General features: G+C 59.0%; 24 protein-coding genes. 8 read left to right on the forward strand and 16 right to left on the reverse strand.

Annotated elements, in window-relative coordinates; genetic code table 11:
• Positions 1-146: 146 nt before the first annotated feature.
• From BLW70_RS10235 to BLW70_RS10250, 4 genes are all read right to left on the reverse strand, one after another.
• Positions 147-851 (reverse strand): hypothetical protein, encoded by a 705-nt coding sequence (locus tag BLW70_RS10235; protein ID WP_074873913.1) that lies wholly within the window; start codon positions 849-851, stop codon positions 147-149.
• Between the two features lie 137 nt (positions 852-988).
• The gene (locus tag BLW70_RS10240) at positions 989-1,504 is read right to left on the reverse strand and encodes a hypothetical protein (RefSeq protein WP_074873914.1); all 516 of its coding nucleotides are present in this window, start codon (positions 1,502-1,504) and stop codon (positions 989-991) included.
• Between the two features lie 64 nt (positions 1,505-1,568).
• The gene (locus tag BLW70_RS10245; RefSeq protein ID WP_074873915.1) at positions 1,569-3,086 is read right to left on the reverse strand and encodes a sensor histidine kinase; all 1,518 of its coding nucleotides are present in this window, start codon (positions 3,084-3,086) and stop codon (positions 1,569-1,571) included.
• The gene (locus BLW70_RS10250) at positions 3,083-3,799 is read right to left on the reverse strand and encodes a response regulator transcription factor (protein ID WP_074873916.1); all 717 of its coding nucleotides are present in this window, start codon (positions 3,797-3,799) and stop codon (positions 3,083-3,085) included. Before BLW70_RS10250 ends, BLW70_RS10245 begins: the two co-directional genes overlap by 4 nt.
• A 151-nt stretch (positions 3,800-3,950) precedes the next feature.
• Here BLW70_RS10250 and msrB point away from each other — a divergent pair, with 151 nt between their 5' ends.
• Together msrB and msrA are read left to right on the forward strand one after the other, a co-directional pair.
• The gene (msrB, locus tag BLW70_RS10255; protein ID WP_074873917.1) at positions 3,951-4,469 is read left to right on the forward strand and encodes a peptide-methionine (R)-S-oxide reductase MsrB; all 519 of its coding nucleotides are present in this window, start codon (positions 3,951-3,953) and stop codon (positions 4,467-4,469) included.
• 110 nt (positions 4,470-4,579) lie between these two features.
• A complete protein-coding gene (msrA, locus tag BLW70_RS10260; protein WP_074873918.1) occupies positions 4,580-5,287 on the forward strand; it encodes a peptide-methionine (S)-S-oxide reductase MsrA in 708 nt (235 codons plus the stop codon).
• A gap of 19 nt (positions 5,288-5,306) precedes the next feature.
• Here the strand turns inward: msrA and BLW70_RS10265 are convergent, their stop codons facing one another.
• Positions 5,307-6,320, reverse strand: a complete 1,014-nt coding sequence (locus tag BLW70_RS10265; RefSeq protein ID WP_074873919.1) for a sensor domain-containing diguanylate cyclase — start codon at positions 6,318-6,320, stop codon at positions 5,307-5,309.
• 75 nt (positions 6,321-6,395) lie between these two features.
• Positions 6,396-7,301: a LysR family transcriptional regulator gene (locus tag BLW70_RS10270; protein ID WP_074873920.1), complete on the reverse strand. Its 906-nt coding sequence runs from the start codon at positions 7,299-7,301 to the stop codon at positions 6,396-6,398.
• Positions 7,302-7,403: 102 nt separating this feature from the next.
• On the opposite strand from BLW70_RS10270, the gene BLW70_RS10275 reads away from it, so the two are divergent.
• A complete protein-coding gene (locus tag BLW70_RS10275; RefSeq protein WP_074873921.1) occupies positions 7,404-8,579 on the forward strand; it encodes an aspartate aminotransferase family protein in 1,176 nt (391 codons plus the stop codon).
• 388 nt (positions 8,580-8,967) lie between these two features.
• On the opposite strand, the gene BLW70_RS10280 is transcribed toward BLW70_RS10275, so the two are convergent.
• The 4 genes from BLW70_RS10280 to BLW70_RS10295 all read right to left on the reverse strand — a co-directional run bounded on the left by BLW70_RS10280 (position 8,968) and on the right by BLW70_RS10295 (position 12,543).
• Complete coding sequence (locus BLW70_RS10280) at positions 8,968-9,471, reverse strand: P-loop NTPase family protein (RefSeq protein ID WP_074873922.1); 504 nt, start codon at positions 9,469-9,471, stop codon at positions 8,968-8,970.
• Positions 9,472-9,506: 35 nt separating this feature from the next.
• A complete protein-coding gene (locus tag BLW70_RS10285; RefSeq protein ID WP_074873923.1) occupies positions 9,507-11,423 on the reverse strand; it encodes an alkaline phosphatase D family protein in 1,917 nt (638 codons plus the stop codon).
• A gap of 78 nt (positions 11,424-11,501) precedes the next feature.
• Positions 11,502-11,765, reverse strand: a complete 264-nt coding sequence (locus BLW70_RS10290) for a hypothetical protein (RefSeq protein WP_074873924.1) — start codon at positions 11,763-11,765, stop codon at positions 11,502-11,504.
• Positions 11,755-12,543, reverse strand: coding sequence for an MlaA family lipoprotein (locus tag BLW70_RS10295; protein WP_074873925.1), 789 nt, complete (start codon positions 12,541-12,543; stop codon positions 11,755-11,757). The genes BLW70_RS10290 and BLW70_RS10295 overlap by 11 nt, the downstream gene beginning before the upstream one ends.
• A 166-nt stretch (positions 12,544-12,709) precedes the next feature.
• Between BLW70_RS10295 and BLW70_RS10300 the strand changes: the two genes are divergently transcribed.
• Together BLW70_RS10300 and BLW70_RS10305 are read left to right on the forward strand one after the other, a co-directional pair.
• Positions 12,710-13,420 (forward strand): response regulator, encoded by a 711-nt coding sequence (locus tag BLW70_RS10300; RefSeq protein WP_074880485.1) that lies wholly within the window; start codon positions 12,710-12,712, stop codon positions 13,418-13,420.
• Entirely contained in the window at positions 13,417-14,814 is a 1,398-nt protein-coding gene (locus BLW70_RS10305; RefSeq protein ID WP_074873926.1) for a sensor histidine kinase, read from the forward strand. The genes BLW70_RS10300 and BLW70_RS10305 overlap by 4 nt, the downstream gene beginning before the upstream one ends.
• A 177-nt stretch (positions 14,815-14,991) precedes the next feature.
• Here BLW70_RS10305 and BLW70_RS10310 read toward each other — a convergent pair whose 3' ends face one another.
• The 4 genes from BLW70_RS10310 to BLW70_RS10325 are packed head-to-tail and all read right to left on the reverse strand — an operon-like array spanning position 14,992 to position 20,124.
• Positions 14,992-15,213, reverse strand: a complete 222-nt coding sequence (locus tag BLW70_RS10310; RefSeq protein ID WP_074873927.1) for a formate dehydrogenase subunit delta — start codon at positions 15,211-15,213, stop codon at positions 14,992-14,994.
• The gene (gene fdhF / locus BLW70_RS10315) at positions 15,210-18,092 is read right to left on the reverse strand and encodes a formate dehydrogenase subunit alpha (RefSeq protein WP_074873928.1); all 2,883 of its coding nucleotides are present in this window, start codon (positions 18,090-18,092) and stop codon (positions 15,210-15,212) included. Before fdhF ends, BLW70_RS10310 begins: the two co-directional genes overlap by 4 nt.
• A complete protein-coding gene (locus BLW70_RS10320) occupies positions 18,089-19,651 on the reverse strand; it encodes a formate dehydrogenase beta subunit (RefSeq protein WP_174553764.1) in 1,563 nt (520 codons plus the stop codon). The genes fdhF and BLW70_RS10320 overlap by 4 nt, the downstream gene beginning before the upstream one ends.
• Positions 19,648-20,124, reverse strand: coding sequence for a formate dehydrogenase subunit gamma (locus tag BLW70_RS10325; protein ID WP_074873929.1), 477 nt, complete (start codon positions 20,122-20,124; stop codon positions 19,648-19,650). Before BLW70_RS10325 ends, BLW70_RS10320 begins: the two co-directional genes overlap by 4 nt.
• Positions 20,125-20,565: 441 nt before the next feature.
• On the opposite strand from BLW70_RS10325, the gene BLW70_RS10330 reads away from it, so the two are divergent.
• Positions 20,566-20,925, forward strand: a complete 360-nt coding sequence (locus BLW70_RS10330; protein ID WP_074880493.1) for a potassium channel family protein — start codon at positions 20,566-20,568, stop codon at positions 20,923-20,925.
• Between the two features lie 211 nt (positions 20,926-21,136).
• Here the strand turns inward: BLW70_RS10330 and BLW70_RS10335 are convergent, their stop codons facing one another.
• Positions 21,137-21,466, reverse strand: coding sequence for a DUF3077 domain-containing protein (locus tag BLW70_RS10335; RefSeq protein ID WP_074873930.1), 330 nt, complete (start codon positions 21,464-21,466; stop codon positions 21,137-21,139).
• Positions 21,467-22,068: 602 nt separating this feature from the next.
• Here BLW70_RS10335 and BLW70_RS10345 point away from each other — a divergent pair.
• The gene (locus BLW70_RS10345) at positions 22,069-22,467 is read left to right on the forward strand and encodes a DUF3010 family protein (RefSeq protein WP_074873931.1); all 399 of its coding nucleotides are present in this window, start codon (positions 22,069-22,071) and stop codon (positions 22,465-22,467) included.
• Between the two features lie 196 nt (positions 22,468-22,663).
• Here BLW70_RS10345 and BLW70_RS10350 read toward each other — a convergent pair whose 3' ends face one another.
• Positions 22,664-24,088, reverse strand: a complete 1,425-nt coding sequence (locus tag BLW70_RS10350) for an IS1182 family transposase (RefSeq protein ID WP_074873932.1) — start codon at positions 24,086-24,088, stop codon at positions 22,664-22,666.
• Here BLW70_RS10350 and BLW70_RS10355 point away from each other — a divergent pair.
• The gene (locus BLW70_RS10355; protein ID WP_083383359.1) at positions 24,008-25,156 is read left to right on the forward strand and encodes a serine/threonine protein kinase; all 1,149 of its coding nucleotides are present in this window, start codon (positions 24,008-24,010) and stop codon (positions 25,154-25,156) included. The genes BLW70_RS10350 and BLW70_RS10355 overlap by 81 nt on opposite strands.
• Positions 25,157-25,196: the final 40 nt, after the last annotated feature.

Raw genomic sequence — 25,196 nt, forward strand, 5'->3', positions numbered from 1 at the left:
GGGGTGGCACTTTGCAACTGTCGCGGTGTGGGCGGCGATGACAGGAAAGGAAATTGTGGGTTTTGTAAAACCACGGGCAATAAAAAGCCCCGCTCTAGGGCGGGGCTCTTGGGTCAGTGGCGCCGAAGCGCCGCTGATGGTGCGTGTTACTGAGCGGCGATGCTGTAGCCATCGAACGCGGTTTGTTGCTGAAGCGCGGTGATGATGTTCTTGCGGTTAACCGCTTGTTCGGCCCCGGCATTGTCCAGGAAGGTCTCGCTTTCCAGCTCCGCTTCTTCGCCTTCGCCGACGAAGGTGAAGCCCAGGAATTCCAGCGCTTCACGGTCAACGTTCAGTCGCGAACGCGGGGTGCGCAACGGCAGTGTGACGCTGATGCCGTCTTTGCTGATGGTGAACACTTCGACATCTTTCTTGGCGCGAGCCACTTTGCTTTTGCCACTGCTTGGGTTGCTGATGGCCTGGTGGGTCTGGTTCAGCACTTTCAGTGCGAGGCCATAGACCAATTCCTGAAATGCCGGATCATCCTTGAAGCTGGAGAGAATCCGGCTGATCGGGAATTTGCTGCTCAAGTCTTCCAGGGCAGCAATGTCGGCAGCTTCGGCGTCCTTGAGCTGCTTGAGTTCACCCATCAATTCGTAGGCTTTATCGTCGTCGAAGCTGTCGTGAGCCTGGCGAATCGCGGCGCGCAGCTCGCGGATCTGGTCGCTTTCCCGGGTGGACTGGAAAGCGTCCAGGACCATCTCGCTGATGGTCTTGGCCTGGGGCACGTGCTGTGAAAGATTGATGGAGTTTTCGTATTCCGCTTTGGACGACAAGGTGACTACGGATTCAGCGGTATTGGAATCGGACATTGAAATTTCACTACTTCTTTTAACTTGGATTGAGGCGAGAAAGCTCTGGGCCTTTTCAGGCCGCCTAATCTATTGGACCGAGGCGGCGTTGTCACGGATGAACAGGCGGCTGGTCATCATTTTTGGTACAGCGGCTTTTAACCGGCGGCTATCGGGGGGCGTTTTGCCTGAAGTGACAGCAGCAAACGATAAAACGTCAACGCCCGACCGCTGATCAGCCCACAGACAAAGCCGGAAGCCGACGCCTTGAGCAGCAACATCTCAAGGGTGGCGGTCATTTCCGGGTGAACGTCATCCTGGTAACCGAAGTAATAGTTCACCGCAAAAAACAGCAGATACAGCACCAGGGTTTTTGCGGTGCCCGGCACGATCAGGCCGGTTTGCGGAGCATCCAGCTCGATGCCCTTGCGTGGGAAAACCAGCAACGCCGCGAGGCTGCCCAGGATGACGGCGGCCAGCCAGCAGCTGACCGATAGCAGTGGATTCAGCGTCAGGTTCAGCGAATACAGTGACCAGCCCAGCAAGATCGGCGCCGTGACGAGCAATGAAGTTTTGCTTTCACGGCTCGGGGACAGGGCTTTGACACCGTAGTAGCACAGCAGCAGAAATATCGCGTAAACCCACAATGGGGTGTTTTGCAGGGTATTGAGCATCGCGCAGCATCCTTGCCGAAATGGGAGCCGGGATATTAGTCGTTGTTGTGGCTCAGGCAGCCGACTATTTCCCCAGCGAATTCAGATTCATCGACCGAACCGCCAATTGTTCGGCTGTTTGCTGATCCACCGCCAACGAAAAGCGGAAGGTCGCGCCCCTGCCAGGAACCTCAATCAGCTGGATCTCGCGGCCATGCAATTGCAGGATACGGTGCACGATCCGTAATCCCAGTCCGCCATCACGCCGTGCGCCGCCAATGTTGAACGGGCGCAGGAACAGACCTTCGCGCAATTCGGCAGCAATGCCGGGGCCGGTGTCGCTGACGGTGACTTCGATAAACGGTCCTTGAGGGCGCAGGCTGAGCTCGATTTCTCCTCTTGGCGGGGTGTGGCGCAGGGCGTTGTCGAACAGGTTGGTGAGCACCCGTTCGATCAATCCAAGGTCGGCGCAGGCCGCCGAAACATTGGGTGCAAAAGTGGCCTTCAGTTCGACCTGGCGCGCCTCGGCCGTCAGTTCGAATTTCTGGAAAATGTCCTGTACCAGATCGGTCAACGAGAAACGCTCCAGCACCGGTTGCACGAAACCATGTTCCAGGCGCACCAGTTCCAGCAGCGATTGCGCCAGCCCACCGACCTTGCGGCTTTGGTCCAGCGCGATGCCCAGGTAACGGCGGCGGTCGGCGGGTGACAACGTGGCGTCCTTGAGCGACAAGGTTTCCAGGTAACCGTGCAGCGAGGCCAGAGGCGTGCGCAGATCGTGGGAGATATTGGCCACCAGTTCGCGGCGTTCCTGATCCTGGCGGGTCAACGAACGCCATTGCTCGCCGAGGCGCGCCTGCATCTGCCGGAAGGTCGCGTCGAGTATGGCAATTTCATCGTGGCTGGCGGCCTTTTCCACCGGGACGGATGCCGGCGGGGTCACCGGAGCGCCATTAATGTCGAACCGGCTGACGGTTTCGGTCAAACGGCGCAAAGGTCGGGTAATGAGGGCGAACGCCGTGAGACCGGCAATCAGGCACAGCAACGCCACCAGCCCGATGGACAACAGTGCGGTATTCAGGGCGGCGCTGGTGGCACCGCGTTCGGCGAAGCGGTCGTGCTCTTCGCTCAGCAGCACCACATAGAGATAACCCACCTGTTTGCCATCGACCTGCAATGGCGCGGCGCTGAACACTTTGCGGCCATCGACGCTGCGCGGATCGTCGCCAAGAACCGGCAGGGCGTCGCCCTTGATCAGGCGCTGGATCGGCGCCAGATCGACCCGCTCCCGGCGTATCCGACCCTCGGGCGCAGCGCTGCCGACAATCCGGCCCTCGGGGTCGAGCAGATAGACCTCGACACTGGGATTGACCAGCATCAGTTGGCTGAACAGGTCGCGCACGGCGTCGGGCATCAGGCCTTTGGCGTCCATCAGCACGGTGTCATGGGCGATGTGCCGGGCCAGGTCCCGCGACAACCCTTGCACCACCTCAAGCTCATGCATCTTGTTGGACCGCACCTGCATCCAGGCCGACGTGCCGCAGCACACCAGCAGCAACACGGCGAACACCAGCGACAGGCGCTGAGTCAGGGTCAGTCTCACGGTTGCTCCTCCCTGGCCGCGAATTTGTAGCCTCGCCCCCACACCGTGAGGATGCGCGCAGGTTGTGCCGGATCGGCTTCGATCTTTGCCCGCAGGCGGTTGATGTGAGTGTTGACCGTGTGCTCGTAGCCTTCGTGGCTGTAGCCCCAGACGGCGTTGAGCAGGTCCATGCGCGAGAACACTTTTCCGGGCTGACGGGCGAAGAAATACAGCAGGTCGAACTCCCGTGGCGTGAGGTCGAGGCGGCGACCGTCAAGGGACACATCGCGCGTGATCGGGTCGATGGAGAGGCCGTCCATGATCAGGCTGCCAGCGTCCATTTTAAGATTGCGGGCCATGGCATCGACCCGTCGCAACAGCGCTTTGACCCGCGCCACCAGTTCGAGCATCGAAAAGGGTTTGGCCAGGTAATCGTCGGCGCCGAGTTCGAGCCCGAGAATCCGGTGTACTTCGCTGGAGCGCGCACTGGTAATGATGATCGGTGTGTAGCGGGCCATGGCGCGGGCGCGACGGCAGATTTCCAGGCCGTCGACGCCGGGCAGCATCAGGTCGAGGATCAGAGCGTCCCAGCTTCCTTGCTGCAGCAGGCGCATGCCTTCATCGCCGTCGGCGCAGTGCACCACCTCGAACTGCTCATCACGTAGATGCAGGCAGATAAGGTCGGCGATATGCAGGTCGTCCTCGACCACGAGGACGCGTTTGGTCTGTTCCATCAAGCTCAATCCTTCGGCGCAATGAGCGCATTGTGCGGGTTTTCCGGGGCCTGAGTTATCACGAATTGTTTAACTTCTCGTGAGGATTTGGCGATCAACCCAAGCCTAGGCTGTGTTCCATGACAGGCACCTGGAATTTTCGGAGACGACCATGTTTTCACGGCGACAGTTTCTCGTAGCGAGCGGCGGGCTAGGCGCTGCAGCCCTGGTCATCGGTGTATTGCCAAAATTTGCCGCAAGTTCTGCGCTGGTCAGTAACGCCAGCGCTGCGGAGGTGTTCGAGGTGACTCACAGCGACAGCGAATGGCGCGCCATGCTCAGCGCCGAGCAGTATGAAATCCTGCGCGAGGAGGGCACCGAAAGGGCCTACAGCAGCCCGCTGAACAACGAGCACCGTGAAGGTACGTTTGCCTGTGCCGGTTGCGGCCTGCCGCTGTTTTCTTCTGCGACCAAGTTTGACAGCCGCACCGGTTGGCCGAGCTTCTGGGCACCGCTGGACAACGCTGTGGCCACTCGTCAGGACCGCGCCTTCGGGATGCTGCGTGAGGAAGTCCACTGCCGGCGTTGTGGCGGTCATCTGGGCCATGTCTTCGACGATGGGCCCCAACCCACCGGCTTGCGCTACTGCATGAATGGCCTGGCGATGACTTTTGTGCCAAAGGCAACTTGATCCGCGGGTACTTACTTTCACTCACTTTTGCAGGCCCATGCCCGGCCGCGTCCCGGCGCTTCGTTCCTACGTTCGGTTGAACTCATTTAATTCATTCAGGAATCAGCCTCATGAAAACCCTGTTTACCTGGCGCCGCACCCTGTTGGGCCTGGTCGCCGCCGGTGTCATCGGCCAATGCCTGGCGTTCTCTTTCGGTGCGGCGCAAGACGCGGTCATCATTCCTCCACCCGCCCTCGACGAAACCACCCAGGCCGACAGCGAAAGGGCAGTCTTTGCCGGCGGTTGCTTCTGGGGCGTCCAGGGCGTGTTCCAGCATGTGAAAGGGGTGAAGAAAGCGGTCTCCGGTTATGCCGGTGGAGCTGCAAGCACCGCCCAATACGAGCGGGTCAGCAGTGGCGATACCGGTCATGCGGAAGCTGTCGAAGTCACCTTCGATCCTCGTCAGGTCAGCTATGGCACCTTGCTGCAAATCTACTTCTCGGTGGCGCACAACCCTACCGAACTCAACCGCCAGGGACCTGACCACGGCACTCAGTATCGCTCGGCGCTTTTCCCGGAAAACAGCGAACAGCAACGTGTCGCCCAGGCCTACATCGCCCAGCTGGACGCTGCCCGGTCGTTCGACAAACCCATTGTCACCACGCTGGAAACCTACAACGGTTTCTACCCGGCCGAGGAGGAACATCAGGACTTTCTGACCGAGCACCCGACCTATCCCTACATCGTGATCAACGATCTGCCGAAGGTCGCGCAGCTGAAAAAACTTTATCCGGATCGGTATCAGGAAAAACCGGTGTTGGTGAAGGCGGGGATGTAAGGGTTGACGGGCATAGCCCTTACCCCGAAATCACATTCTTGCCCGCGATCTTCGACCGATACAGCGCCTGATCGGCCCGGGCCAGCAACCCGGTCTGTTGTTCTTCGTCAAAGCGCTGAACCACGCCGAAACTCATGGTTATTGGAAAATCTCCCACGGGCACCAGGCATGCGAGGCCATGGCGGATACGCTCGGCGAGCGCCCGAGCGTTGGCGAGTGGCGTGTTGGGCAGGATCAGGATGAACTCGTCGCCACCCCAACGCGCAAGCAGATCGCCCTCGCGCACGCAGTGCTTCACGCTATCGACCACCTGCACCAATGCTGCATCACCCAGCGCGTGGCCATAGTGATCGTTGATGTTCTTGAAGTCGTCGATGTCCATCGCGATCAACGACAGCGGTTGTCGAAAGCGCTGGGCGCGTTCGCATTCCTGGGGCAGGGCTTTTTCCAGAAGATAGCGATTGGCGATTGAGGTCAGTGCGTCGGTTTCCGCCAGTTTGCGGTTTTCTTCGAGTTGGATTTGCAGTTGCTGATTGACGCGAGACAACTCTCGGGTGCGTTCTTCAACGATTGCTTCAAGGGATTGGTTGCGCCGTTCAAGCGCTTCGTACAGGCGCTTCTTGTCGTCGATGCTGCGGTGTGCGCCGACCATTCGCGCCACCGAGCCGTCGGCATTGCGTGCCAGTACGTAGCCACGGTCTTCGATCCAGGTGTAGCTGCCGTCCTGCATGCGACAGCGATATTCGGCCTGATAGCCGGGCGCGCGTTGACTCAGATAGTCGTCGAACAGCGCCATGACCTGCGGGTAATCGTCGGGGTGGATCACGTTTTCCCAGGTCAACACGTTGTTATTCAGGGAATGAGGCGGGTAGCCGAGCATCTCGTACCACCCGGGGTTGCGATAGACGAACCCGGTGTTGGCGTTCCAGTCCCAGATGCCGTCGCTGACCAGTTCCATAATGGTGTGCAGCATGTCTTCGTTCAAATCCGACAGATTGAACTTCAACGGCTCGATATTCGACGCCTCACCCATCTCCGCACTCCCTGTCGCCCTGATAGCCAAGTGACCCGCACGTCGAGGAGATTAGTCGATGGGGTATTCGGTCGGCTAGTACTTGCCCCATCTCTGCAAGGCAAAGTCGACGAAACTACGCAGTTTTGGCAAACGGTAACGATCCTGGGCATACATCAGGTTCATCGGTCGGCTTGGCGGCAAGTAACTCTGCATCAATGCCACCAGTTTTCCGTCCTTGAGATCCTGCTCCATCAACGCATCAGGCAGCACCACGATGCCCATGCCGGTTCGCGCCGCTTGAAGCAGTGCTGCCGAACTGTTGATCAACATCGGTCCATTGACCGCTACCGCCACTTCTCCCTCGGGACCGGTCAGGCGCCAGTGTTTTTCCACCGACTGCCAGTCATCCCCGGCCGGATAGGCAAAGGACAGGCAGTCATGGTGTTGCAGATCATCAGGTTTTTCCGGTGTGCCTTTGCGCGCCAAATACTCCGGTGATGCACACATGGTCAGGTTGTAGTCGAGGAGTGGACGGGCGATCAGGTGGGTCTCCTGGGTATTGCCCAGGCGAAACGCCACGTCGAAACCGTTTTCGAGCAGGTCCGGACGGCGATTGGTGAGGACCACATCCAATTTGACGCGTGGACACAGCAGAGTGAACTCACTCAGGGCGGGTGCCAGCTTTTCGGTGCCGAAGGTCAGCGGCGCGGTGATGCGCAGGGTTCCACTCGGTTCGTCGAGGGCCTGCTCGGCCAACCGTTCGGAGTCGGCCACCAACCCCAGCACTTCGAGGCAACGCTGGTAATAAGCGGTGCCGAATTCCGTTAACCGCTGGCGTCGCGTTGTTCGGTTGAGCAGGCGCATACCCAGGCGTTGCTCCAACGCCCGCAGGTGATTGCCGACCATGGTGGTGGACATTTCGCACTGCAGCGCGGCGGCGGTCATGCTGCCGCTTTCCACCACCCGCACGTAAACGGTCATTGCCTGGAATAAGTCCATTATCAAGTCCAGCTTTAAAATGATTGAAGTGTTGCAGCGTTTATCCAGCTCAGGTGGCTAACCATACTGCAAAAACACCGACCATTGATGGAGCTTGATGTCATGACCGCCGCCTGCCTGATGAGCACTTACCAACCCTTGGCCTTGAGTTTCAGCAAGGGCCTGGGCACACGCCTGTGGGATCAGGCCGGTCGTGAATACCTGGACGCGGTGGCGGGCGTGGCAGTGACCAACGTCGGTCACTGCCATCCGAAAATAGTCTCGGCCATCAGTGAACAGGCCGGGCTGCTGTTGCACACATCCAACCTCTACAGCATCGATTGGCAGCAGCGGCTGGCGCAGAAACTGACGCAATTGGCGGGCATGGAGCGAGCCTTTTTCAACAACTCCGGTGCCGAAGCCAATGAAACCGCATTGAAACTCGCACGGTTGTACGGATGGCACAAAGGCATCGAACAACCGCTGGTGGTGGTCATGGAGAACGCCTTTCACGGCCGCACGCTGGGCACCTTGTCCGCCAGTGATGGCCCGGCCGTGCGCCTGGGCTTCAACGAGTTGCCGGGGGATTTCGTCAAAGTGCCCTTCGGCGATCTCAAGGCGCTGGACAAGGTGCAACAAGCCCACGGTCCGCGCATCGTGGCGATCCTGATGGAACCTATTCAGGGTGAAAGCGGCGTCCAAATGGCCCCGCCCGGTTACCTGAAAGCCATTCGCGAACGCTGCACTCGGCAGGCGTGGCTGCTGATGCTCGACGAAATCCAGACCGGCATCGGCCGCACCGGCCAGTGGTTTGCCTTTCAGCACGAAGGCATCGTTCCAGACGTCATGACCCTGGCCAAAGGTCTGGGCAACGGTATTCCCATCGGCGCCTGCCTGGCCCGGGGCAAAGCCGCCGACCTCTTCACCCCCGGCAGTCACGGCAGCACCTTCGGCGGCAATCCACTGGCCTGCCGCGTGGGTTGCACCGTGCTGGAGATCATCGAAGAACAAGGACTGCTGGAAAACGCCAAACTTCAGGGCGAACGTTTGCTCGCCAGATTGCGCATCGAATTGGCGGACGACCCGAACGTCCTGGCTATCCGCGGACAGGGTTTAATGATCGGCATCGAACTCAAACAACCGATTCGCGACCTGACCCTGATCGCCGCGCGGGATCACGGCTTGTTGATCAACGTGACACGGGGCAAAACCATACGCTTGCTGCCGCCGCTGACGATTGATGAGCGGGAAGTGGAGATGATTGTCCGAGGAGTTTGCCGGGCAGTGAGCGCGGCCTGATACACCATTGATCGTTCCCACGCTCCGCGTGGGAATGCAGCCCAGGACGCTCCGCGTCCTAAAAAGCGTGACGCAGAGCGTCACAAGAGGCATTCCCACGCGGAGCGTGGGAACGATCGATCGCTGCACGGGATCACGGCTTGTTGATCAACGTGACACGAGGCAAGACCATTCGCTTGCTGCCGCCGCTGACGATTGATGAGCGGGAAGTGGAGATGATTGTCAGAGGGGTTTGCCGGGCAGTGAGCGCGGCCTGATACACCATTGATCGTTCCCACGCTCCGCGTGGGAATGCAGCCCAGGACGCTCCGCGTCCTAAAAAGCGTGACGCAGAGCGTCACAAGAGTCATTCCCACGCGGAGCGTGGGAACGATCGAAACACTGTGAGTTAGCTGGCTTGTAACACGGTGTTCGCGAATGTTGTGATTTCGGTTCGATCCCTGAGCTTGAGTTTCGAACCGCCAAACCCTTCGAACAGATGCTGATGCGCGGCAAATCCACTCGAATCTTCGCGCGTGCGATAGCTGCCGGCCCAAGCGAGCAATGCAATCAACAACTCGTCATTCTCGTCCCGCTGCGCTTCTCGCTGACGAATGTTGGCAACACATTCCTCCTCTTCAACACTCAGCCAGATCAGTGCTGTCGCCCGGGGCAAGAGTTCGCTGGTGATCCAGCCGTAAACGCCTTCGATCACCCAGCGCTCTTCACCGGCCACCACCCGTGCCATGCCCAGCGCCTCGGCACGGGGGCGGGGAATGCTGTGTTCATCGGACAACCAGTGAATCGAATCGAGATCGACCCACGGCACTTGCAGGTGTTTGGCCAGTCGTTCCGCCAGCCAGCTTTTGCCGGAACCGGAATTGCCGATGATCAGGGTTCGGGTGAGGTTCATGAGCGACACCGATCAAATGTCGGAACGATCAGCCTTCAGTCGTCATTCACAGGCGCAACCATCCGGGTCTTCGGCGAACCGTTTGAGTTGTGCTGATAGATCTCCAGCGGCTGTCCTTTTTCATTAAAGAACACTTGCCCGATCCCCGCCGAATTCCACAGCCGTTCACCCGCTTCAGCATGTTCCGGGACATGCGGAACAATGCGCATGCGCCGGCGTTTGGTCAGCCAGTTCAGCGGTGAGCGGGGCGAGTAGAGCCAGCGGTTGAGGCGGTCGAACCACTCGAGCAGCGCGGGCGGGAATTCGTTTTTGATGCCGCTGCTGGTGATCTGCCAGATGCGCGGGCCGCCCTTGCGGTGTCGGATCAGTACTTCGTAGACGAAGGAATAATGCACATCGCCCGACAGCACCACGTAATTACCGGGTGTACGCGAGTGTCGGAAAATGTTCAGGATCACCTGGGCTGCACCGCGATGGGCCATCCAGTTTTCGGCGTCCACCAGCAGGGGATAACCGCACCAGCTGAAGACGCGCTGCACGGTTTCGATCAGTTTGACGCCGAAAATCGGTGCCGGCGAAACGATGATGGCCGACGGGTGATCGAGCAGATCCTGTTGCAGTTCGCTGAGGGCTTCCCAGTCCAGCAGACCCGAAGGCTGCTTGAGGTTCATCTCGCTGCGCCAGCGCCGGGTGCGGGTGTCGAGTACGACGATGGCCGGGCTGGTGGGCAGCACGTAATGCCAGTTCTGAAATCTCAGCAGTTCGTCAATCAACTCGTCCTGAATGTCACTGTCGAGGTAGCGGTCATGTCCGGTCGCGCTCAATCCGCTGGCCTTCTTCAGCACAGCGCCGAACGCATCCGGGTTGTTGCCCCAGCCCTGGCACAGCATGTAGGCAATCAGTGCATTGCCGATGATGCGCCTGGAGAACGGATGGCCGTAGGCCGTTTCCTCCCATTGCGCGGAAAGATTCCAGTCATCGGTAATGTCGTGATCGTCGAAAATCATCAGGCACGGCAGGTGCGCGAGCGCTCGGGCGACACCTCCCAGGCCGGCCTTGAAGCCATCGATGCGCGTCTGCTCAAGCGCATAACGCTCGCGTCTTTCCGGTGTCAGTACCGGCGGTTGCGGGGCGATCAATGTCCAGGCAATCGGCGACCACACCAGCAGGTACATGGCCATGACTTCGGCGAACGTCACCAGATGGTTGTCGGCACTGCTGCTGGTGAAAATCGGCTTACGCGCCCCACCGAAAAATCGCTCGCGCAGGGTTTTGTTGCTTTCCAGCGCCGGTAACAAATCCGCACGATGGTAGTAGCTGGCGGGGTGCTCGTAGAGTTTGGCGCTGTCGCTGACCACTGCGCCTTCGAGGTGCTCTTCGAACAGCCCAAGCCGCTTGATCAAGGCATGGATGGCTCGCAGCATCGGCCCCGCGACATCGTCGGCATACACCTGATCGCCGCTCATCATCAACAGCGCCGGGCGTTTGTGTGCATCCGGCTCCGCCTCCAGCAAACGATCGACGCACAGCAAACCGTCCGTGGCCGGGTGGTGAGGTTTGCGGCAGGAACCGTGCAACAGATGATCGGCCCGTGTACGCAGGACGAAGTTTGGGCTACGGGCGTCTGCGTACAGCAAGTGCGGGGCCCAAGCGGCGATGCCGGCGTCGTCAATCAACAGGTCGTATTCGATTAACGTGTCGCAGGGCAGGGCGGCGTCCAGCGACACATCGATCAAATGAACAAAGGCCTGGGTGCCCACCGCAATGACCGTGCACTGACTCGCGTCGAGGTGGATAGCGTCGCGGTCTTGCAGACGCAACGTCAGCGACAGCGCCCGCGACCCCACCAGCCACATCACCAGCCGCGTGGGCTCCAGACGCCGCAACAGCGGCCCGACCAGGACAGGGGGCAGGGATTGGTGATCGTCAGGCAGCGGCAAAGACATGGACATCCGGGTTTCTGGAACAGAGAAGCGCGCGATGATAACGCAGCTGATGTCAATGAAACGCAACTGGCTCGAATCTGACAGTCAAGGCAACTGCTCGCTGCCCGCCGTCATTACATCCGTCTCGCCATTGGCCACCAGCCAGCGAAACAGCTCTGTGACGGACACCGTGTGGCTCCGCTCGATGCATCGCACTTGCGCCGGGCCATAGTGTTCGGTGTAGCGGCTGAGCACCAGATGGCGACAGTCCGCCGACAGGCGCAGGGTGATTTCCCGACAGTGCAGAGTGGCCGGGTCTTGCTGGGTGACCCGTTGCTGCAGAATCAGGCCATTGCCTTCAGAAACCATCGGCCGGTGCTCCTGTGCATTGAGGTTTGGTTGTTTGTGCCGAGCCTTGTTTTCCATCGGCGACGTAAGCGGCACGATGTTCGGCGACCACGTTGCGTAACGCGCTGTAGTAGTCCGGCAGTTTTTGCAGGCTGTCGGTCAGCGGTAAGGCTTCTGCGCGGCCATCGACGAAGCCGCCGACCGTGCTGATAGTGGATAACGTGTCCACGGTATCGCTGTTGCTGCCAAACGGATCGACCACAAAACCGAGCACCCGGCCGACGGCGTCGCGGCTGTTGGAAGTGCCGAGCAACGGCAGTTCGACGATCGGCCCGTTGCCGATGCCCCACACGCCGAACGTCTGGCCGAAGTCCGCGTCGTGACGCGGGATGCCGGCCATGCCGGAGACATCGATCAAGCCCACTACACCGACCGTGGTGTTCAGCACGAAACGCCCCAGGGTATTGGCCGAGCGCATCGGGTTGCCTTGCAGCAGGTCATTGATGAACACCTTGGGCTCGCCGAAGTTCGCCACAAAGTTATGCACACCGGTCTGGAAAAAGTCCGGCGAGTAGCGATAGCCGCGAGCGACCGGCGCCAGGGCATAGTCATCCACCACCCGATTGAACGCAAAAACCCCACGGTTGAACGGTTCCGCCGGGTCGTACACCGTGTAGGCGATGTCGGCGCAACTCACATCGGTGGCCGGCGGCTGACTGCTGCAACCCGCCAACCCGGCGGCCAGCACGGCAATCGAGGTGTTGCGGGTCAGCCAGGGAGCACAATTGAAAGGCAACATGAATGCGATTCTCGGGAGGAATTCGCCGAGATGCTGAGCCCCAAGCCTTGCGCAAAGATGTCTGGTTTATTGCGCCGCTGACGTTTTATTACAGGATTGAAATATATGACGCGCTGCCGTGAATGGTTTTAGATGGCGGTTCCATTCGCCCCTTAAGTGACCTTTGGTGAACAGCCTTTTAATTGTGGACGACGACCTTGAAGTCCTCGATCTCCTGAAAAAATTCTTCGTGCAGCACGGCTACAGCGTCGAAGTCGCCACCGATGGCGCGTCGCTGTGGGCGGCCATCGAGCGACAGCCGCCAGACCTGATCATTCTTGATGTGATGTTGCCCGGGGACAGCGGGCTGATCCTGTGCCAGCAACTGCGGATCCGATACGCGATACCGGTGATCATGCTCACCGCCATGGGGGAACTCAGTGATCGGGTCGTCGGCCTGGAACTGGGCGCCGACGATTACTTGACCAAACCCTTCGACGCCCGTGAACTGCTGGCCCGAGTGCGCGCCGTGCTGCGCCGCGTGGATGAGCGCCGTCCGGTATTGCAGGAACGGCCACGGCCGCTGATCGACTTCGCCGACTGGCACCTGGACGTCACGCGACGTGAACTGCGCTCGCCGGACAACGTGATGATTCCGCTGTCGGCCGGTGAGTTCGACTTGCTGCTGGTCTTCGTCGAACACCCGCAACGCATTCTCACCCGCGAGCAATTGCTGGACCTGGCGCGCGGGCATTGTCATGAAGCGTTCGATCGCAGCATCGACGTCCAGGTCAGTCGCCTGCGCCGCAAACTCGAGTCCGACACCAAGCGGCCGGCGATGATTCGCACGGTGCGTAACGGCGGTTACCTGTTCACGCCCAGCGTGACGCGGCGATGAGCGGGTTGAAGCGGATGCGCGCCCGAGACTGGCCGCAAGATACGGTGGCGCGCTGGATCGCGTTGACGATCATCCTGGCCATGCTCATTTCACTGGCGCTCAATGGGCTGTTTATCCAACTGGCCGGCGTCTGGGCGCGCCCGCCGCTGACCGAAATCGGCCTGCTGGAAAAAGCTGCCGCCATCACTCGTGTGGTCGAGGCCGCTCCGGCGCCCCTGCGCAACTCATTGGCGCAAGCGGCCAGCGAGAACGGCTTTACCGTCAGTTGGCATCCTGATAGGCACGATCTCAATTTGCCCGCCGTGGAAGATCCGAAATCCGGCATCGGCTCGACCATTCTGCAGCCCATGCTCAAGACCCCTGACCGACGCATCGAAGCCTATGAACCGGCCGACTGGACGGAACACACGGCCGATGCCCATTACGCGTTATTGATCGAGCTATCGGATTCGACATGGCTGATGTTCTCCGCGCCCTCGCGCAGTTGGGGGCTCGACGAAACGCCACGCTACCTGATCGTCATCCTGCTGGTGCTGATCTCCACCGCCGTGGTCGCACTGATCGCCACCCGGCGCCTCGCCACACCGTTGCAGCACTTCGCCGAGGGCGCCCGGCGCTTCGGAGTGGACTTTCGCGCACCGCCGATCGAACCGCTCGGCCCCCACGAAATCCGCCAGGCGATCCTCGCGTTCAATGCCATGCAGGCCCAACTGCAGCACTTCATCCGCGACCGCACGCAAATGCTCGCCGCCATCTCCCACGACCTGCGCGCGCCTCTGACGCGGATGCGCTTGCGGGGGGAATTCATTGAAGACAGCGAGCAACAGCAGCGGTTGTTTCGTGACGTGGATGAAATGCAGGCAATGATCAACTCGGCGCTGGAGTTCTTTCGCGATGATGCGCGGCTTGAGCCTGCGACCCAGTTCGATCTGGCGGAATTGCTGCAAACGCTGCTGGACGATTATCGGGATCAGGGCGTCGACATTACGTTCAGCGGGCCGCTGCGGTGGGTGTATTTCGGGCGACCGTTGGGGCTTAAGCGGGTGATGACCAATCTGCTGGATAACGCGATCAAGTACGGCAGTGAGCCGGCGATTGAACTGAGCCCCGCAGCTGGCGAGGTGCGGATCAAAGTGCTGGATCGTGGGCCGGGGATTGCGGAGGCCAGCCTTGAACAAGTGTTCGTGCCGTTTTTCCGGTTGGAAGGTTCGCGGAACAAGAGCACCGGGGGTGTTGGTTTGGGGTTGTCAGCGGCGCGGGCGATTGTGCTGGAACACGGAGGCGAGCTGACACTGCGTAATCGGTCGAAGGGTGGGTTGGAGGCGTTGGTGGTGTTGCCGGTGCATCCAACGCCCAGACAGTTAAGCAATTTCTGCAATGACGCAATCTTGTAGCAGCTGGCGGAGCCTGCGTTCGGTTCGGGCCGCGATCGGACGTAGCAGTCGTAAAACCTGAGCTTGCGGTCTTCCTGAAACACCGCATCTTCTTATTTCACGACTGCTGCGCAGCCGAACGCAGGCTGCGCCAGCTGCTACAAAAAATTGCGTGACGGCTTAACGGATCGTGTGAGCCTAAGCCTCCCAGCCCGCGCCACTGACCGCCGCTTGTGCCAGTGGATGCAAGTCTGCCCCTTGATGCTCCGTCTGCCAGGCCAGCAATTCCTTGCGCATGCCGGGCGTCCAGTACATCTGCAAATGATTACGCACACCGAGCACGGCCTGTTGCTGATCCGGTTCGGTGGCGAAGTACTGGGCGATCTGGTTGACCATTTTGATCAGGTTTTCAGTGCTCATCGGCGTACCTCGGCTTTAGTGCCACGCGCCTTACGGCGTTCGTCGAGCAGGCGGTGTTGGTTGTCACTGAATTCCTGATAGCGTTTTTGCCACTCGGACGGGTGATAGACGCGGCTGACTTCCACGGCCGTGACCTTGTACTCCGGACAGTTGGTGGCCCAGTCGGAGTTGTCGGTGGTGATCACGTTGGCCCCCGATTCAGGGAAGTGGAACGTGGTGTACACCACGCCCGGAGCGACCCGTTCGGTGACCCGCGCACGCAGTACGGTCTGGCCGGCGCGGCTGCCGATGCCGACCCAGTCACCTTCGTTGATGCCACGGCTCTCGGCGTCGGTCGGGTGGATTTCCAGGCGGTCTTCGTCGTGCCAGGCAACGTTCTCGGTACGCCGTGTCTGAGCGCCGACGTTGTACTGGCTGAGAATGCGTCCGGTGGTCAGCAGCAGCGGATAGCGATTGTTGACCTTCTCCTCGGTGGGCACGTAGCCGGTGAGCATGAAGCGCCCCTTGCCGCGCACGAACTCCTCGATGTGCATGGTCGGCGTGCCGTCCGGTGCTGCGGCGTTGCACGGCCATTGCAGGCTGCCGTGGCGATCCAGTTCGGCGTAGCTGACGTTGGTGAAGGTCGGCGTCAGGCTGGCGATTTCATCCATGATTTCTGATGGATGCGCGTAGTTCATCGGGTAGCCCAGGGCGTTGGCCAGGGCCACGGTGCCTTCCCAGTCGGCCTTGCCGCCCAGAGGGTCCATGACTTTGCGCACTCGGGAGATGCGTCGTTCGGCGTTGGTGAAGGTGCCGTCTTTTTCCAGGAACGAACTGCCCGGCAGGAACACGTGGGCGAACTTGGCGGTTTCGTTGAGGAAAATGTCCTGCACCACGATGCATTCCATGGCGGACAGGGCTGCGGTGACGTGTTGGGTATTCGGGTCGCTCTGGGCGATGTCTTCACCTTGGCAATACAAGCCCTTGAAGCTACCGCTCAACGCAGCCTCGAACATGTTGGGAATGCGCAGGCCCGGGTCGGGTTGCAGGGTGACATTCCAGGCCTGTTCGAACTGGGTCCGCACCACCTCGTTGGAAATGTGCCGGTAGCCGGGCAGCTCATGGGGGAAGGAGCCCATGTCGCAGGAGCCCTGAACGTTGTTCTGCCCGCGCAGCGGGTTCACGCCCACGCCTTCGCGGCCGATGTTGCCGGTGGCCATGGCCAGGTTGGCGATGCCCATGACGGCGGTGCTGCCCTGGCTGTGCTCGGTGACGCCCAGGCCGTAATAGATCGCCGCGTTGCCGCCAGTGGCATACAGGCGAGCGGCGGCGCGGATGTCGGCAGGGTCTACGCCGCAGATGGCGCCGAGGACTTCCGGCGAGTTGTCCGCGCGGCTGACGAATTCGCTCCAGTGGGCGAAATCCGTGCCTTCGCAACGGGCGTCGATGAAGGGCTGATTGAGTAGGCCTTCGGTGACGATGACGTGGGCCAAGGCGTTGAGCATGGCGACGTTGGTGCCCGGGCGCAGGGCCAGGTGCAGTTCGGCGCGGGCATGCACCGAATCCACCAGATCAATGCGTCGTGGGTCGATGACGATCAGCCGCGCGCCTTCACGCAAGCGGCGTTTGAGTTGGGAAGCGAACACCGGGTGGGCGTCGCTGGGGTTGGCGCCCATCACCAGGATCACGTCGGCCTGCATCACCGAATCAAAACTCTGGGTCCCGGCGGACTCGCCAAGGGTTTGTTTCAGGCCATAGCCGGTCGGCGAGTGGCAGACCCGCGCACAGGTGTCGACGTTGTTGTTGCCGAACGCAGCGCGCACCAGTTTTTGCACCAGATAGGTTTCTTCGTTGGTGCAACGGCTGGAGGTGATGCCACCAATCGAGTCGCGGCCGTATTTCTGCTGCAACCGACGGAATTCGCTGGCGGCGTAGGTCACCGCTTCATCCCAGCTGACTTCCTGCCAGGGGTCGGTGATGTTTTTGCGGATCATCGGTGTGGTGATGCGATCCGGGTGGGTGGCGTAGCCCCAGGCAAAGCGTCCTTTGACGCAGGAATGGCCGTGGTTGGCCTGGCCGTTCTTGTCTGGAACCATGCGCACCAACTGGTCGCCTTTCATCTCGGCGCGGAACGAGCAACCCACGCCGCAATAGGCACAGGTGGTGATCACGCTGCGTTCGGGCTGGCCCAGTTCGACCACGCTTTTTTCCATCAGGGTCGCGGTCGGGCAGGCTTGCACACAAGCGCCGCAGGACACGCATTCCGAGTCGAGGAAGTTCTCGCCACCGGCGGCCTCGACCCGGGATTCGAAACCGCGTCCGGTAATGGTCAGGGCAAAAGTGCCCTGGGTTTCTTCGCAGGCACGCACGCAGCGGTTGCAGACGATGCACTTGCTCGGGTCGTAATCGAAGTAGGGGTTGGAGGTGTCCTTCACGTCGGCCAGGTGGTTGTCGCCTTCATAGCCGTAACGCACTTCGCGCAGGCCGACCTGGCCGGCGACGGTTTGCAGCTCGCAGTTGCCGTTGGCCGAACAGGTCAGGCAATCCAGCGGGTGATCGGAGATGTACAGCTCCATGACGTTGCGGCGCAGGGTCGCGAGTTTTGGCGTCTGGGTGTGCACGGTCATGCCTTCGGTGACCGGCGTGGTGCAGGACGCGGGGTAGCCGCGCATGCCGTCGATCTCCACCAGGCACATGCGGCAGGAGCCGAAGGCTTCCAGGCTGTCGGTGGCACACAGTTTCGGAATGGTGGTGCCCAGCAGCGCAGCGGCGCGCATCACCGAGGTGCCTTCGGGCACGCTGATGCTGCGCCCGTCGATGTTCAGGGTCACCTGCACGTCGCTGTCGCGGGCAGGAGTGCCCAGGTCGATATCGGTTTTCGGGTCGAAGAGAGTGATCATTGGTCGGCCTCCGAAGATTGCAGACCGAAGTCGGCGGGGAAGTACTTGAGGGCGCTGGCCACCGGAAACGGGGCCATGCCGCCCAACGCACACAGCGAACCGTATTGCATCGTGTCGCACAGGTCCTTGAGGATGATCACCTGCTCTTCGCGACCGCTCTGGTCTGGCGCGGCGAGCAGGCGGTCGATCACCTCCACGCCCCGGGTCGAGCCGATGCGGCACGGCGTGCATTTGCCGCAGGATTCCTCGGCGCAAAACTGCATGGCGAAACGCGCCATTTGGGCCATGTCCACCGTGTCATCCGCCACCACCACACCACCGTGGCCGAGCATCGCGCCAATGGCGGCGAACGCTTCGTAATCCAGCGGCGTATCGAATTGCGACGGCGGCACCCACGTGCCGAGCGGGCCGCCCACCTGCGCAGCCTTCAGCGGCCGGCCACTGGCGGTCCCGCCGCCGTAGTCTTCCACCAGTTCCCGCAGGGTCAGGCCGAAAGCCCGTTCCACCAGCCCGCCGTGACGAATATTGCCCGCCAATTGGAAAGGCATCGTGCCGAGGGAACGGCCCATGCCGTAATCGCGATAGTACTGCGCACCCTTGGCCAGAATCAGCGGCACCGAGGCCAGGGTCAGCACGTTGTGCACCAGCGTCGGCAAACCGAACAGGCCTTTCAAGGCCGGAATCGGCGGCTTGGCGCGGACAATTCCGCGCTTGCCTTCGAGCGAGTCCAGCAGCGCGGTTTCCTCACCGCAGATGTACGCGCCGGCACCAACCCGCACTTCCATATCGAAGGCCAGGCCGCTGCCGCCGACATTGGCCCCGAGGTAACCGGCGGACCGGGCGATGTCCAACGCTTCGCGCAATGTGGCCACGGATTGTGGGTATTCCGAGCGCACATAGATGTAGCCGTAACTGGCGCCGACGGTGATGCCGGCAATGGCCATGCCTTCGATCAGCAGGAAGGGGTCGCCTTCCATCAACATCCGGTCGGCGAAAGTGCCTGAGTCGCCTTCGTCGGCGTTGCACACAATGTACTTCTGCGCAGCCTCGGTAGCGCGCACCGTGCGCCATTTGATCCCGGCCGGGAACGCCGCGCCGCCACGGCCACGCAGGCCTGAATCGAACACTTCCGTCGCGGTCTGCTCGCCGCCCACTGCGACGGCGCGGGTCAAACCCTCGAAGCCACCGTGGGCCCGGTAATCATCCAGGGACAACGGCCGGGTAATGCCGGCGCGGGCGAACAGCAGGCGTTGTTGAGTCTTCAGATAAGGCAGTTCTTCCACCAGGCCCAAAGCCAGTGGATGCGCGGATGGCTCGCCTTTCAGTGCTTCGAGCACGGACGGCACATCGGCGGCGGTCAGCGGGCCGAAGCCGATCCGGCCTTGCGGGCTGTCCACTTCCAGCAGCGGTTCCAGCCAATACAGGCCGCGCGAACTGGTGCGTTGCAAGTCCAGCGGCAAGTTGTGTTCCTGGGCCTTCGCGGCAAGGGCGACCGCCACTTCGTCGGCACCCACGGCGCGGGCCAGAGAATCACAGGGCAGATAGAGGCGCGGCATCATGCGTCCTCCCGGCAAGCATCAAGCAAGGCATCCAGACGCTCAGCACTGAGCCGCGCATGCACTTGGCCATCCAGTTCCAGAGCGGGCGAGCAGGCGCAAGCACCGAGGCAATACACCGGACGCAAACTGATGCTGCCGTCGGCGCTACTGCCGTGATCGTCCAGTTGCAGACGTTCGCGCAACTGCGCCGCAAGCTGCTCGGCGCCGCGACTCTTGCACGACTCGGCGCGGCACAGCCGCAGGATATGCCGGGCCGGCGGCGCGGTACGGAAGTCATGGTAAAAGCTGATCACCCCGCGAACCTCGGCCTGACTCAGGTTCAGCGCGTGGGCAATCTCGGGGACGGCCGCATCGGGGATGTAACCGATGCCCTCCTGAATCTCATGAAGAATCGGCAACAGTGCGCCAGCAGAGCCCTTGTGGCGCTCCAGCACGCTGTTGACCATCGGCAATTGCAACATCTCATCAGGCATTCAGCATTCCTCACGGTCACGGACAAACCAGAGGGTTGTCGGTCGTCCGAAAGTGTCGGCTGCGGCACTCACACCACGTCACGGAATCGTGGCAATTTCAGGCCGTCGGCCAGGGCACCCTGAGCGGGCATCTTGTTGTGCCCGGCACGGTCTTCGCCGCACCTTTTATAGGGCATTGAAGCAGCTTGCCACGCTGCTTTTGATTCGACCGCACCAAAGCGACGTGTTCAGTTCTGCCTACGACTATCCATTAAGTCTAGATGAGCACTGCCAGAGGCGTTGTCCCCTCCGTTGGTTGACGTCATGGGCGGGTTGGAAGACAAAGATTTGATCAAGGCGGGAGTGAAATGGATCCGTTGGCCACCAGTTTCCAGCGCCTGTGCCAAGCTGATGGGATGCGAACACGCCTACCGTTCAGGCAAACCTCAGGAAGCCCATGACATGAAGCCCTCTCATGCATCGCACGTCCGTCGAGAATTCTTCAAAGCCATCGGGTTCTATTTGCGCGTTGTCTGGCCGATTTTTTCCGTACTGTTTCTGCTGGTCGTACTGTTCGGCCTGATCATCAGCTACCTGGAGGGCTGGGATCCTTTGGACGGCATCTATTTCGGCTTCGTGACCGGTTTGACCATCGGCTATGGAGAACTCGTGCCGAAACTGGGCGTCTCGCGGATTCTGGCGATTTTGCTGGGGTTCAACGGGGTGCTGATGACGGCGATATTTGCGGCGATCAGCGTTCGAGCGATAGAAGTTGCAGTTCGGGCGGCGGGGCGGGAAGAGTCGGGTAAGCCGACGGCGTGAAGTTATGCTTGGTTGGTACTGGAAGGGGAGGAAGTCATCGACTCCTGAAAATCCATGCGCGGTGGTGTGGTGTTTACCAACAGGTTTGAAAGCCCCGAAAGAACTCGGGGCTAACAATGCCAGTCAATTCACCGCAAACCCTGTAGGAACAAAGCTTGCTCGCGAAAGCGCCAGACCTGCCAACATCAATGCGGAAGGCCCTGGCATCATCCTAAGTCGTCCGATCCCCCAGCCCCTCAGACTTTGCCCCCGCCCGCTTGGACGCCAGCTCATTATCCCGATCCCGATTCAGCACCTTCACCGCATCATCCACCACCGCCTTACTCATCGCCGTCAAATAATGCGCGGCCCAGGCGTGGTAATCCGAGTCTTTGGCGTAAGCCGCATCCTTGGTCAGCGCCTTGGCGAGAAACAGAAAATCAGAAGCCATGGCCAACGCATCGCCGAGGGGGACATTGCAGGTGACGTGGAACAGAGGTTGATCGGAGCAGTAGATGGCAGGGGTGAAACCGATGGTTTTGAGTTCGGGTTGATCGGTCATTGGCCACCTCCGATGAGGGAGAGGCGGTCGGGGAGGGTGTTACGCGATTGGGAATTGCGTAGAGGGGAAAGCCAAATTTTGTACGGATTGATGCTGCGCATTATCAGATTCCTTGATATGTGAAGCTGCCGCATTCGTTTCCACACGAATGGGTGACAGCTGTGCGCAGGGTGGAAAACCGGGAATCAAGGAAACCGGCACGCCCGAAGACGTCCCACGCACAGCCGCCATAACTCACGCCGCAGGCATAAAAAAAGCGCCGGCAGACGTGATGGGGGCGCTGTTGCGCCTTGAATTACACGGGTTTCCACACCCGGTCGCTGAATTGGCAGCGACGGTGGGAGGGTATCGCGGAGACCTTTTTCCTGCAACCTCGAAACTGCGTTCCGCGCGCATGCGAAATCAGATATCGCTTGGTCGTAGGTTTCGAGCAGTATTCACAGAACGTGCTAATTTTAATCAAAGCGCCGAATTTAAAGTCTGGTGTTGTACTGAACCTCAAATGTCAGAGGCTAAGTGTTGTTGAGTTTGGTTGAATGGATTTGACTCGAAGTTGAAAGGATATGGTCGGCTGAATACATAATTATATGCAAGGAGTGCTAATGAAAATTTGTGGGGTTGAGCTTAGTGGGAGTGACGCAATATTTGCGATTGTCGATGACGGTAACTGGCAGGAGTGTAATACCAAGAAAATAACTTTCGGCGATAGCTTAGACAGACGGTCGGCGAGGTTTTTTTATGAGGCTGTTAATGCGTTTGCACGTGATCAGCATATAGAGCTTTTTGCAATAAAGCAGAGGCAGGACTCAGGAAGGTTTGCTGGAGGAGGCATTACTTTTAAGATGGAAGCGATATTTCAGCTGTGCCCAGATGCAGATGTAATAATTGTTCATAGTAATACGATAGCAAAAGATCAAAAAAAGAATGGCTGGCTTCGGCCTGATGGTATGAACAAGTATCAGGAGGTAGCATATTTTACAGCTAAGTGTGCATCGAGATGAGTTTTTATATTGGTAATACTCTCCCGAAGTCGATCAGAGAGTGTTTGCTTAGGTTGGCTCAGAATATAGAGTTGGAACGAGAGTCTAATAAAGGGGCGAATGCAGACTGTGTGAAAACGTAGTTTGCGGCGGCGTAAAGCAGATGCCCCGACTTGTCGGGGCATTTGCTTTACCGGAAAAAAAAATAAAGGGCCTCTCAGCCCATCAGCGCTATCAGCTTTTGTGCTCCCAGCACCTGGATAGCCCTTTTCAAGTTGTAGGCCTGTACCGCTAGCGCCATTTCTGCGCGAGTCCCCTTCAACTGGCGCAGCAAAAACCGGCCATTTCCGAAGATCCAGTGCTTTAGGTTGCCGAAGGGATGTTCGACGATGGATCGGCGATTGACCATCATCTCGGGATGGGCCTTCATTCGCTGTTCCATTCGCTCAAACGCCGCTTCATGGGCATGGCGCATCAGATAGCGACGCTGAGCCTTGGTGCAGCGGCTTTTCAGCGGACATTTCCCGCAGTCGCTGATTGCCGCCTGGTAGATTCGATCGCCTTTGTTCAGCTGTTTAAGTGTCAGTGGTTTGCCAGCGGGGCACTGATATTGATCAGTATCTTTGTCGTAGCTGAAGTCTGTCCGGTCAAAGTACTGCTCCTCACCACTGGTAGGGTTGTTGGCCCTGTTCGGTGGAACAAAAGCGGTGATCGCCGCGTCCTCGCACGCCTGGAACTGGGCGCCATTGGAGTAACCTGCATCCGCTGTGACGCAGAGTTTTGTTTGCTGCAGCTCATCTTTAGCGGCCTTGGCCATCGGTTCGAGTTGGCGGTTATCGGTGCCTTCCTGAGTGACTTCGTGGTGCAAAATCAGGCAGTGCTTCGCATCCACAACACTTTGAACGTTGTAAGCCACCAGCGGGACGGAGGCCGTTCGCATTTTTTGCGCATCGGACTCGCCAACAACGTGTTGAGTCAGACCTTGAGCTTGCATCAGCACTTGGCAGGTCTGGTTATTGGCCTTTTTTACCTGCAACTCGGCTAGCGCTTTCTGTACCGCTGAGCGGTCGATCGACTCTCCTTCTTCGTCGCGATCCGCTTCATCGAGTTGTGCCAGGTAACGCGCAATCTTCTTGTCGAGCGCCGCTTCCCGGTGCTCGAGTTTTTTTGTTGTCAGGTGTTTGCGGCTGGAAGCGACCGCCTGAAACTTGCTGCCGTCGATGGCCACCAACTCTCCGGCAATCAGACCAGCCTGGCGGCAGAATCGAACGAAGGCACGACAGGTTGCGGTGAACGCGGCGCTGTTGTCGCGCCGAAAATCAGCAATGGTTTTGAAGTCAGGTGCCAGTCGGCCCAACAACCACATGACCTCCACATTGCGCCGACACTCCGCCTCCAGTCGCCGCGACGAACGAATGCGCTGAAAATAGCCGTACAGATAGAGTTTGAGCAGGTCGGCGGGATCGTACGAAGGACGCCCAGTGGCCTTGGGTCTGGCTTTATCAAAGCCCAAATGCTCGAAGTCCAGAAGAGCAATGTAGGCTTCGATCACCCGTACCAGATGGTCGTCAGGAATGAGCTCGTCCAGCGAGAGTGGAAAAAGCGCGCTCTGGGAGCGGTTTTCACCTTGGATATAGCGCATAAGAAAAATGCCCGTATCTTGCGATACGAGCATTTTCTTCAACCGGCCAACAGATTGCTAGGTTTTCACACAGTCTGGAATGGCTATTTGTTTTTTGGTAGAAATAGGGTGAGTGGTGTTCGCGTAGCAATAAAGTTTTATTACTGGGGAGGTGACAAGACATTGCATGTTGAGCCTCAGGCACTATCTGAAATACGATCACCAAATGTAATTGAAATTTATGATGCGGGTTATGCTGATATCTCTTACGCATATTTTGTTACGCCATACTATGATGCGGGGGATGCAGATGAGTACCTAAAGCGAAATGTAGGGAATTTAGCTGCTTTAGACCTTACCTGCCAACTTCTCAATGGTCTCACTCACCTGCATCAGCAAAGGCTTCTACATCGAGATTTGAAGCCTGAAAATATTTACATAAAAGACGACGGTGTAGCGGTTATTGGGGACTTCGGATCAATAAAGAAAATTCCCGAAGGTAATTCGGCTGTTCCTGGTTCAAAGCACTCAATGCTCTATAGACCTCCTGAGTCGATTGATTCAAATCAATATGGCTTTACTGGCGATGTTTATCAAACTGGTGTTTTCCTTTACCAGGCTCTAGGCGGTTTTCTGCCGTATGAGGAGATTGCGTGGCTAACTGTTTCTGAGTTAAAACATTATGAGGGGTTACATAGTCCTGGTGATCAGACGATGTTTGCTGATCAATGTCTGAGAACTAAAATATCTAAAGGTCGCATTCTAGATTATGCTTCACTGCCTGCATGGGTGCCTGAGAATCTTAAAAGGATCATTAGAAAAGCATGCCACACCGATCCCGAAAGTAGATTTTCCACAGCGTCAGAGTTTCGCTTGAAGCTGCATGATGCTCGTCGAAATGTAGCTGATTGGAAGGTTATTGATGCTGTTCCGACGTGCAATGTTGGTGGGCGAAGCTTTAGATTAATAACTAGTCCTCAAGGCTCAATTGTGGAAAAGCGAGTTGGAGGAAACTGGAGGCGCGCTAATAATTTCGTTGGGGAAAGTGATCAAGAGTTGTGTCGTGCTATTGACGCTAGCCAAGGTTGATGTGGTATCTATAAACGGTTGGGTGAGTTGGCAAAATTTG

The organism is Pseudomonas frederiksbergensis (assembly GCF_900105495.1).
Taxonomy (GTDB): Bacteria; Pseudomonadota; Gammaproteobacteria; order Pseudomonadales; family Pseudomonadaceae; genus Aquipseudomonas; species Aquipseudomonas frederiksbergensis.

What these genes read in the sequence shown, in the direction of transcription:
- BLW70_RS10235 (WP_074873913.1), bottom strand. Translation starts at nt 851, where the DNA reads ATGTCCGATTCCAATACCGCTGAATCCGTAGTCACCTTGTCGTCCAAA.
- BLW70_RS10240 (WP_074873914.1), bottom strand. Translation starts at nt 1,504, where the DNA reads ATGCTCAATACCCTGCAAAACACCCCATTGTGGGTTTACGCGATATTT.
- BLW70_RS10250 (WP_074873916.1), bottom strand. Translation starts at nt 3,799, where the DNA reads ATGGAACAGACCAAACGCGTCCTCGTGGTCGAGGACGACCTGCATATC.
- msrB (WP_074873917.1), top strand. Translation starts at nt 3,951, where the DNA reads ATGTTTTCACGGCGACAGTTTCTCGTAGCGAGCGGCGGGCTAGGCGCT.
- msrA (WP_074873918.1), top strand. Translation starts at nt 4,580, where the DNA reads ATGAAAACCCTGTTTACCTGGCGCCGCACCCTGTTGGGCCTGGTCGCC.
- BLW70_RS10265 (WP_074873919.1), bottom strand. Translation starts at nt 6,320, where the DNA reads ATGGGTGAGGCGTCGAATATCGAGCCGTTGAAGTTCAATCTGTCGGAT.
- BLW70_RS10270 (WP_074873920.1), bottom strand. Translation starts at nt 7,301, where the DNA reads ATGGACTTATTCCAGGCAATGACCGTTTACGTGCGGGTGGTGGAAAGC.
- BLW70_RS10275 (WP_074873921.1), top strand. Translation starts at nt 7,404, where the DNA reads ATGACCGCCGCCTGCCTGATGAGCACTTACCAACCCTTGGCCTTGAGT.
- BLW70_RS10280 (WP_074873922.1), bottom strand. Translation starts at nt 9,471, where the DNA reads ATGAACCTCACCCGAACCCTGATCATCGGCAATTCCGGTTCCGGCAAA.
- BLW70_RS10285 (WP_074873923.1), bottom strand. Translation starts at nt 11,423, where the DNA reads ATGTCCATGTCTTTGCCGCTGCCTGACGATCACCAATCCCTGCCCCCT.
- BLW70_RS10290 (WP_074873924.1), bottom strand. Translation starts at nt 11,765, where the DNA reads ATGGTTTCTGAAGGCAATGGCCTGATTCTGCAGCAACGGGTCACCCAG.
- BLW70_RS10295 (WP_074873925.1), bottom strand. Translation starts at nt 12,543, where the DNA reads ATGTTGCCTTTCAATTGTGCTCCCTGGCTGACCCGCAACACCTCGATT.
- BLW70_RS10305 (WP_074873926.1), top strand. Translation starts at nt 13,417, where the DNA reads ATGAGCGGGTTGAAGCGGATGCGCGCCCGAGACTGGCCGCAAGATACG.
- BLW70_RS10310 (WP_074873927.1), bottom strand. Translation starts at nt 15,213, where the DNA reads ATGAGCACTGAAAACCTGATCAAAATGGTCAACCAGATCGCCCAGTAC.
- fdhF (WP_074873928.1), bottom strand. Translation starts at nt 18,092, where the DNA reads ATGATCACTCTCTTCGACCCGAAAACCGATATCGACCTGGGCACTCCT.
- BLW70_RS10320 (WP_174553764.1), bottom strand. Translation starts at nt 19,651, where the DNA reads ATGATGCCGCGCCTCTATCTGCCCTGTGATTCTCTGGCCCGCGCCGTG.
- BLW70_RS10325 (WP_074873929.1), bottom strand. Translation starts at nt 20,124, where the DNA reads ATGCCTGATGAGATGTTGCAATTGCCGATGGTCAACAGCGTGCTGGAG.
- BLW70_RS10330 (WP_074880493.1), top strand. Translation starts at nt 20,566, where the DNA reads ATGAAGCCCTCTCATGCATCGCACGTCCGTCGAGAATTCTTCAAAGCC.
- BLW70_RS10335 (WP_074873930.1), bottom strand. Translation starts at nt 21,466, where the DNA reads ATGACCGATCAACCCGAACTCAAAACCATCGGTTTCACCCCTGCCATC.
- BLW70_RS10345 (WP_074873931.1), top strand. Translation starts at nt 22,069, where the DNA reads ATGAAAATTTGTGGGGTTGAGCTTAGTGGGAGTGACGCAATATTTGCG.
- BLW70_RS10355 (WP_083383359.1), top strand. Translation starts at nt 24,008, where the DNA reads ATGGTCGTCAGGAATGAGCTCGTCCAGCGAGAGTGGAAAAAGCGCGCT.
- BLW70_RS10350 (WP_074873932.1), bottom strand. Translation starts at nt 24,088, where the DNA reads ATGCGCTATATCCAAGGTGAAAACCGCTCCCAGAGCGCGCTTTTTCCA.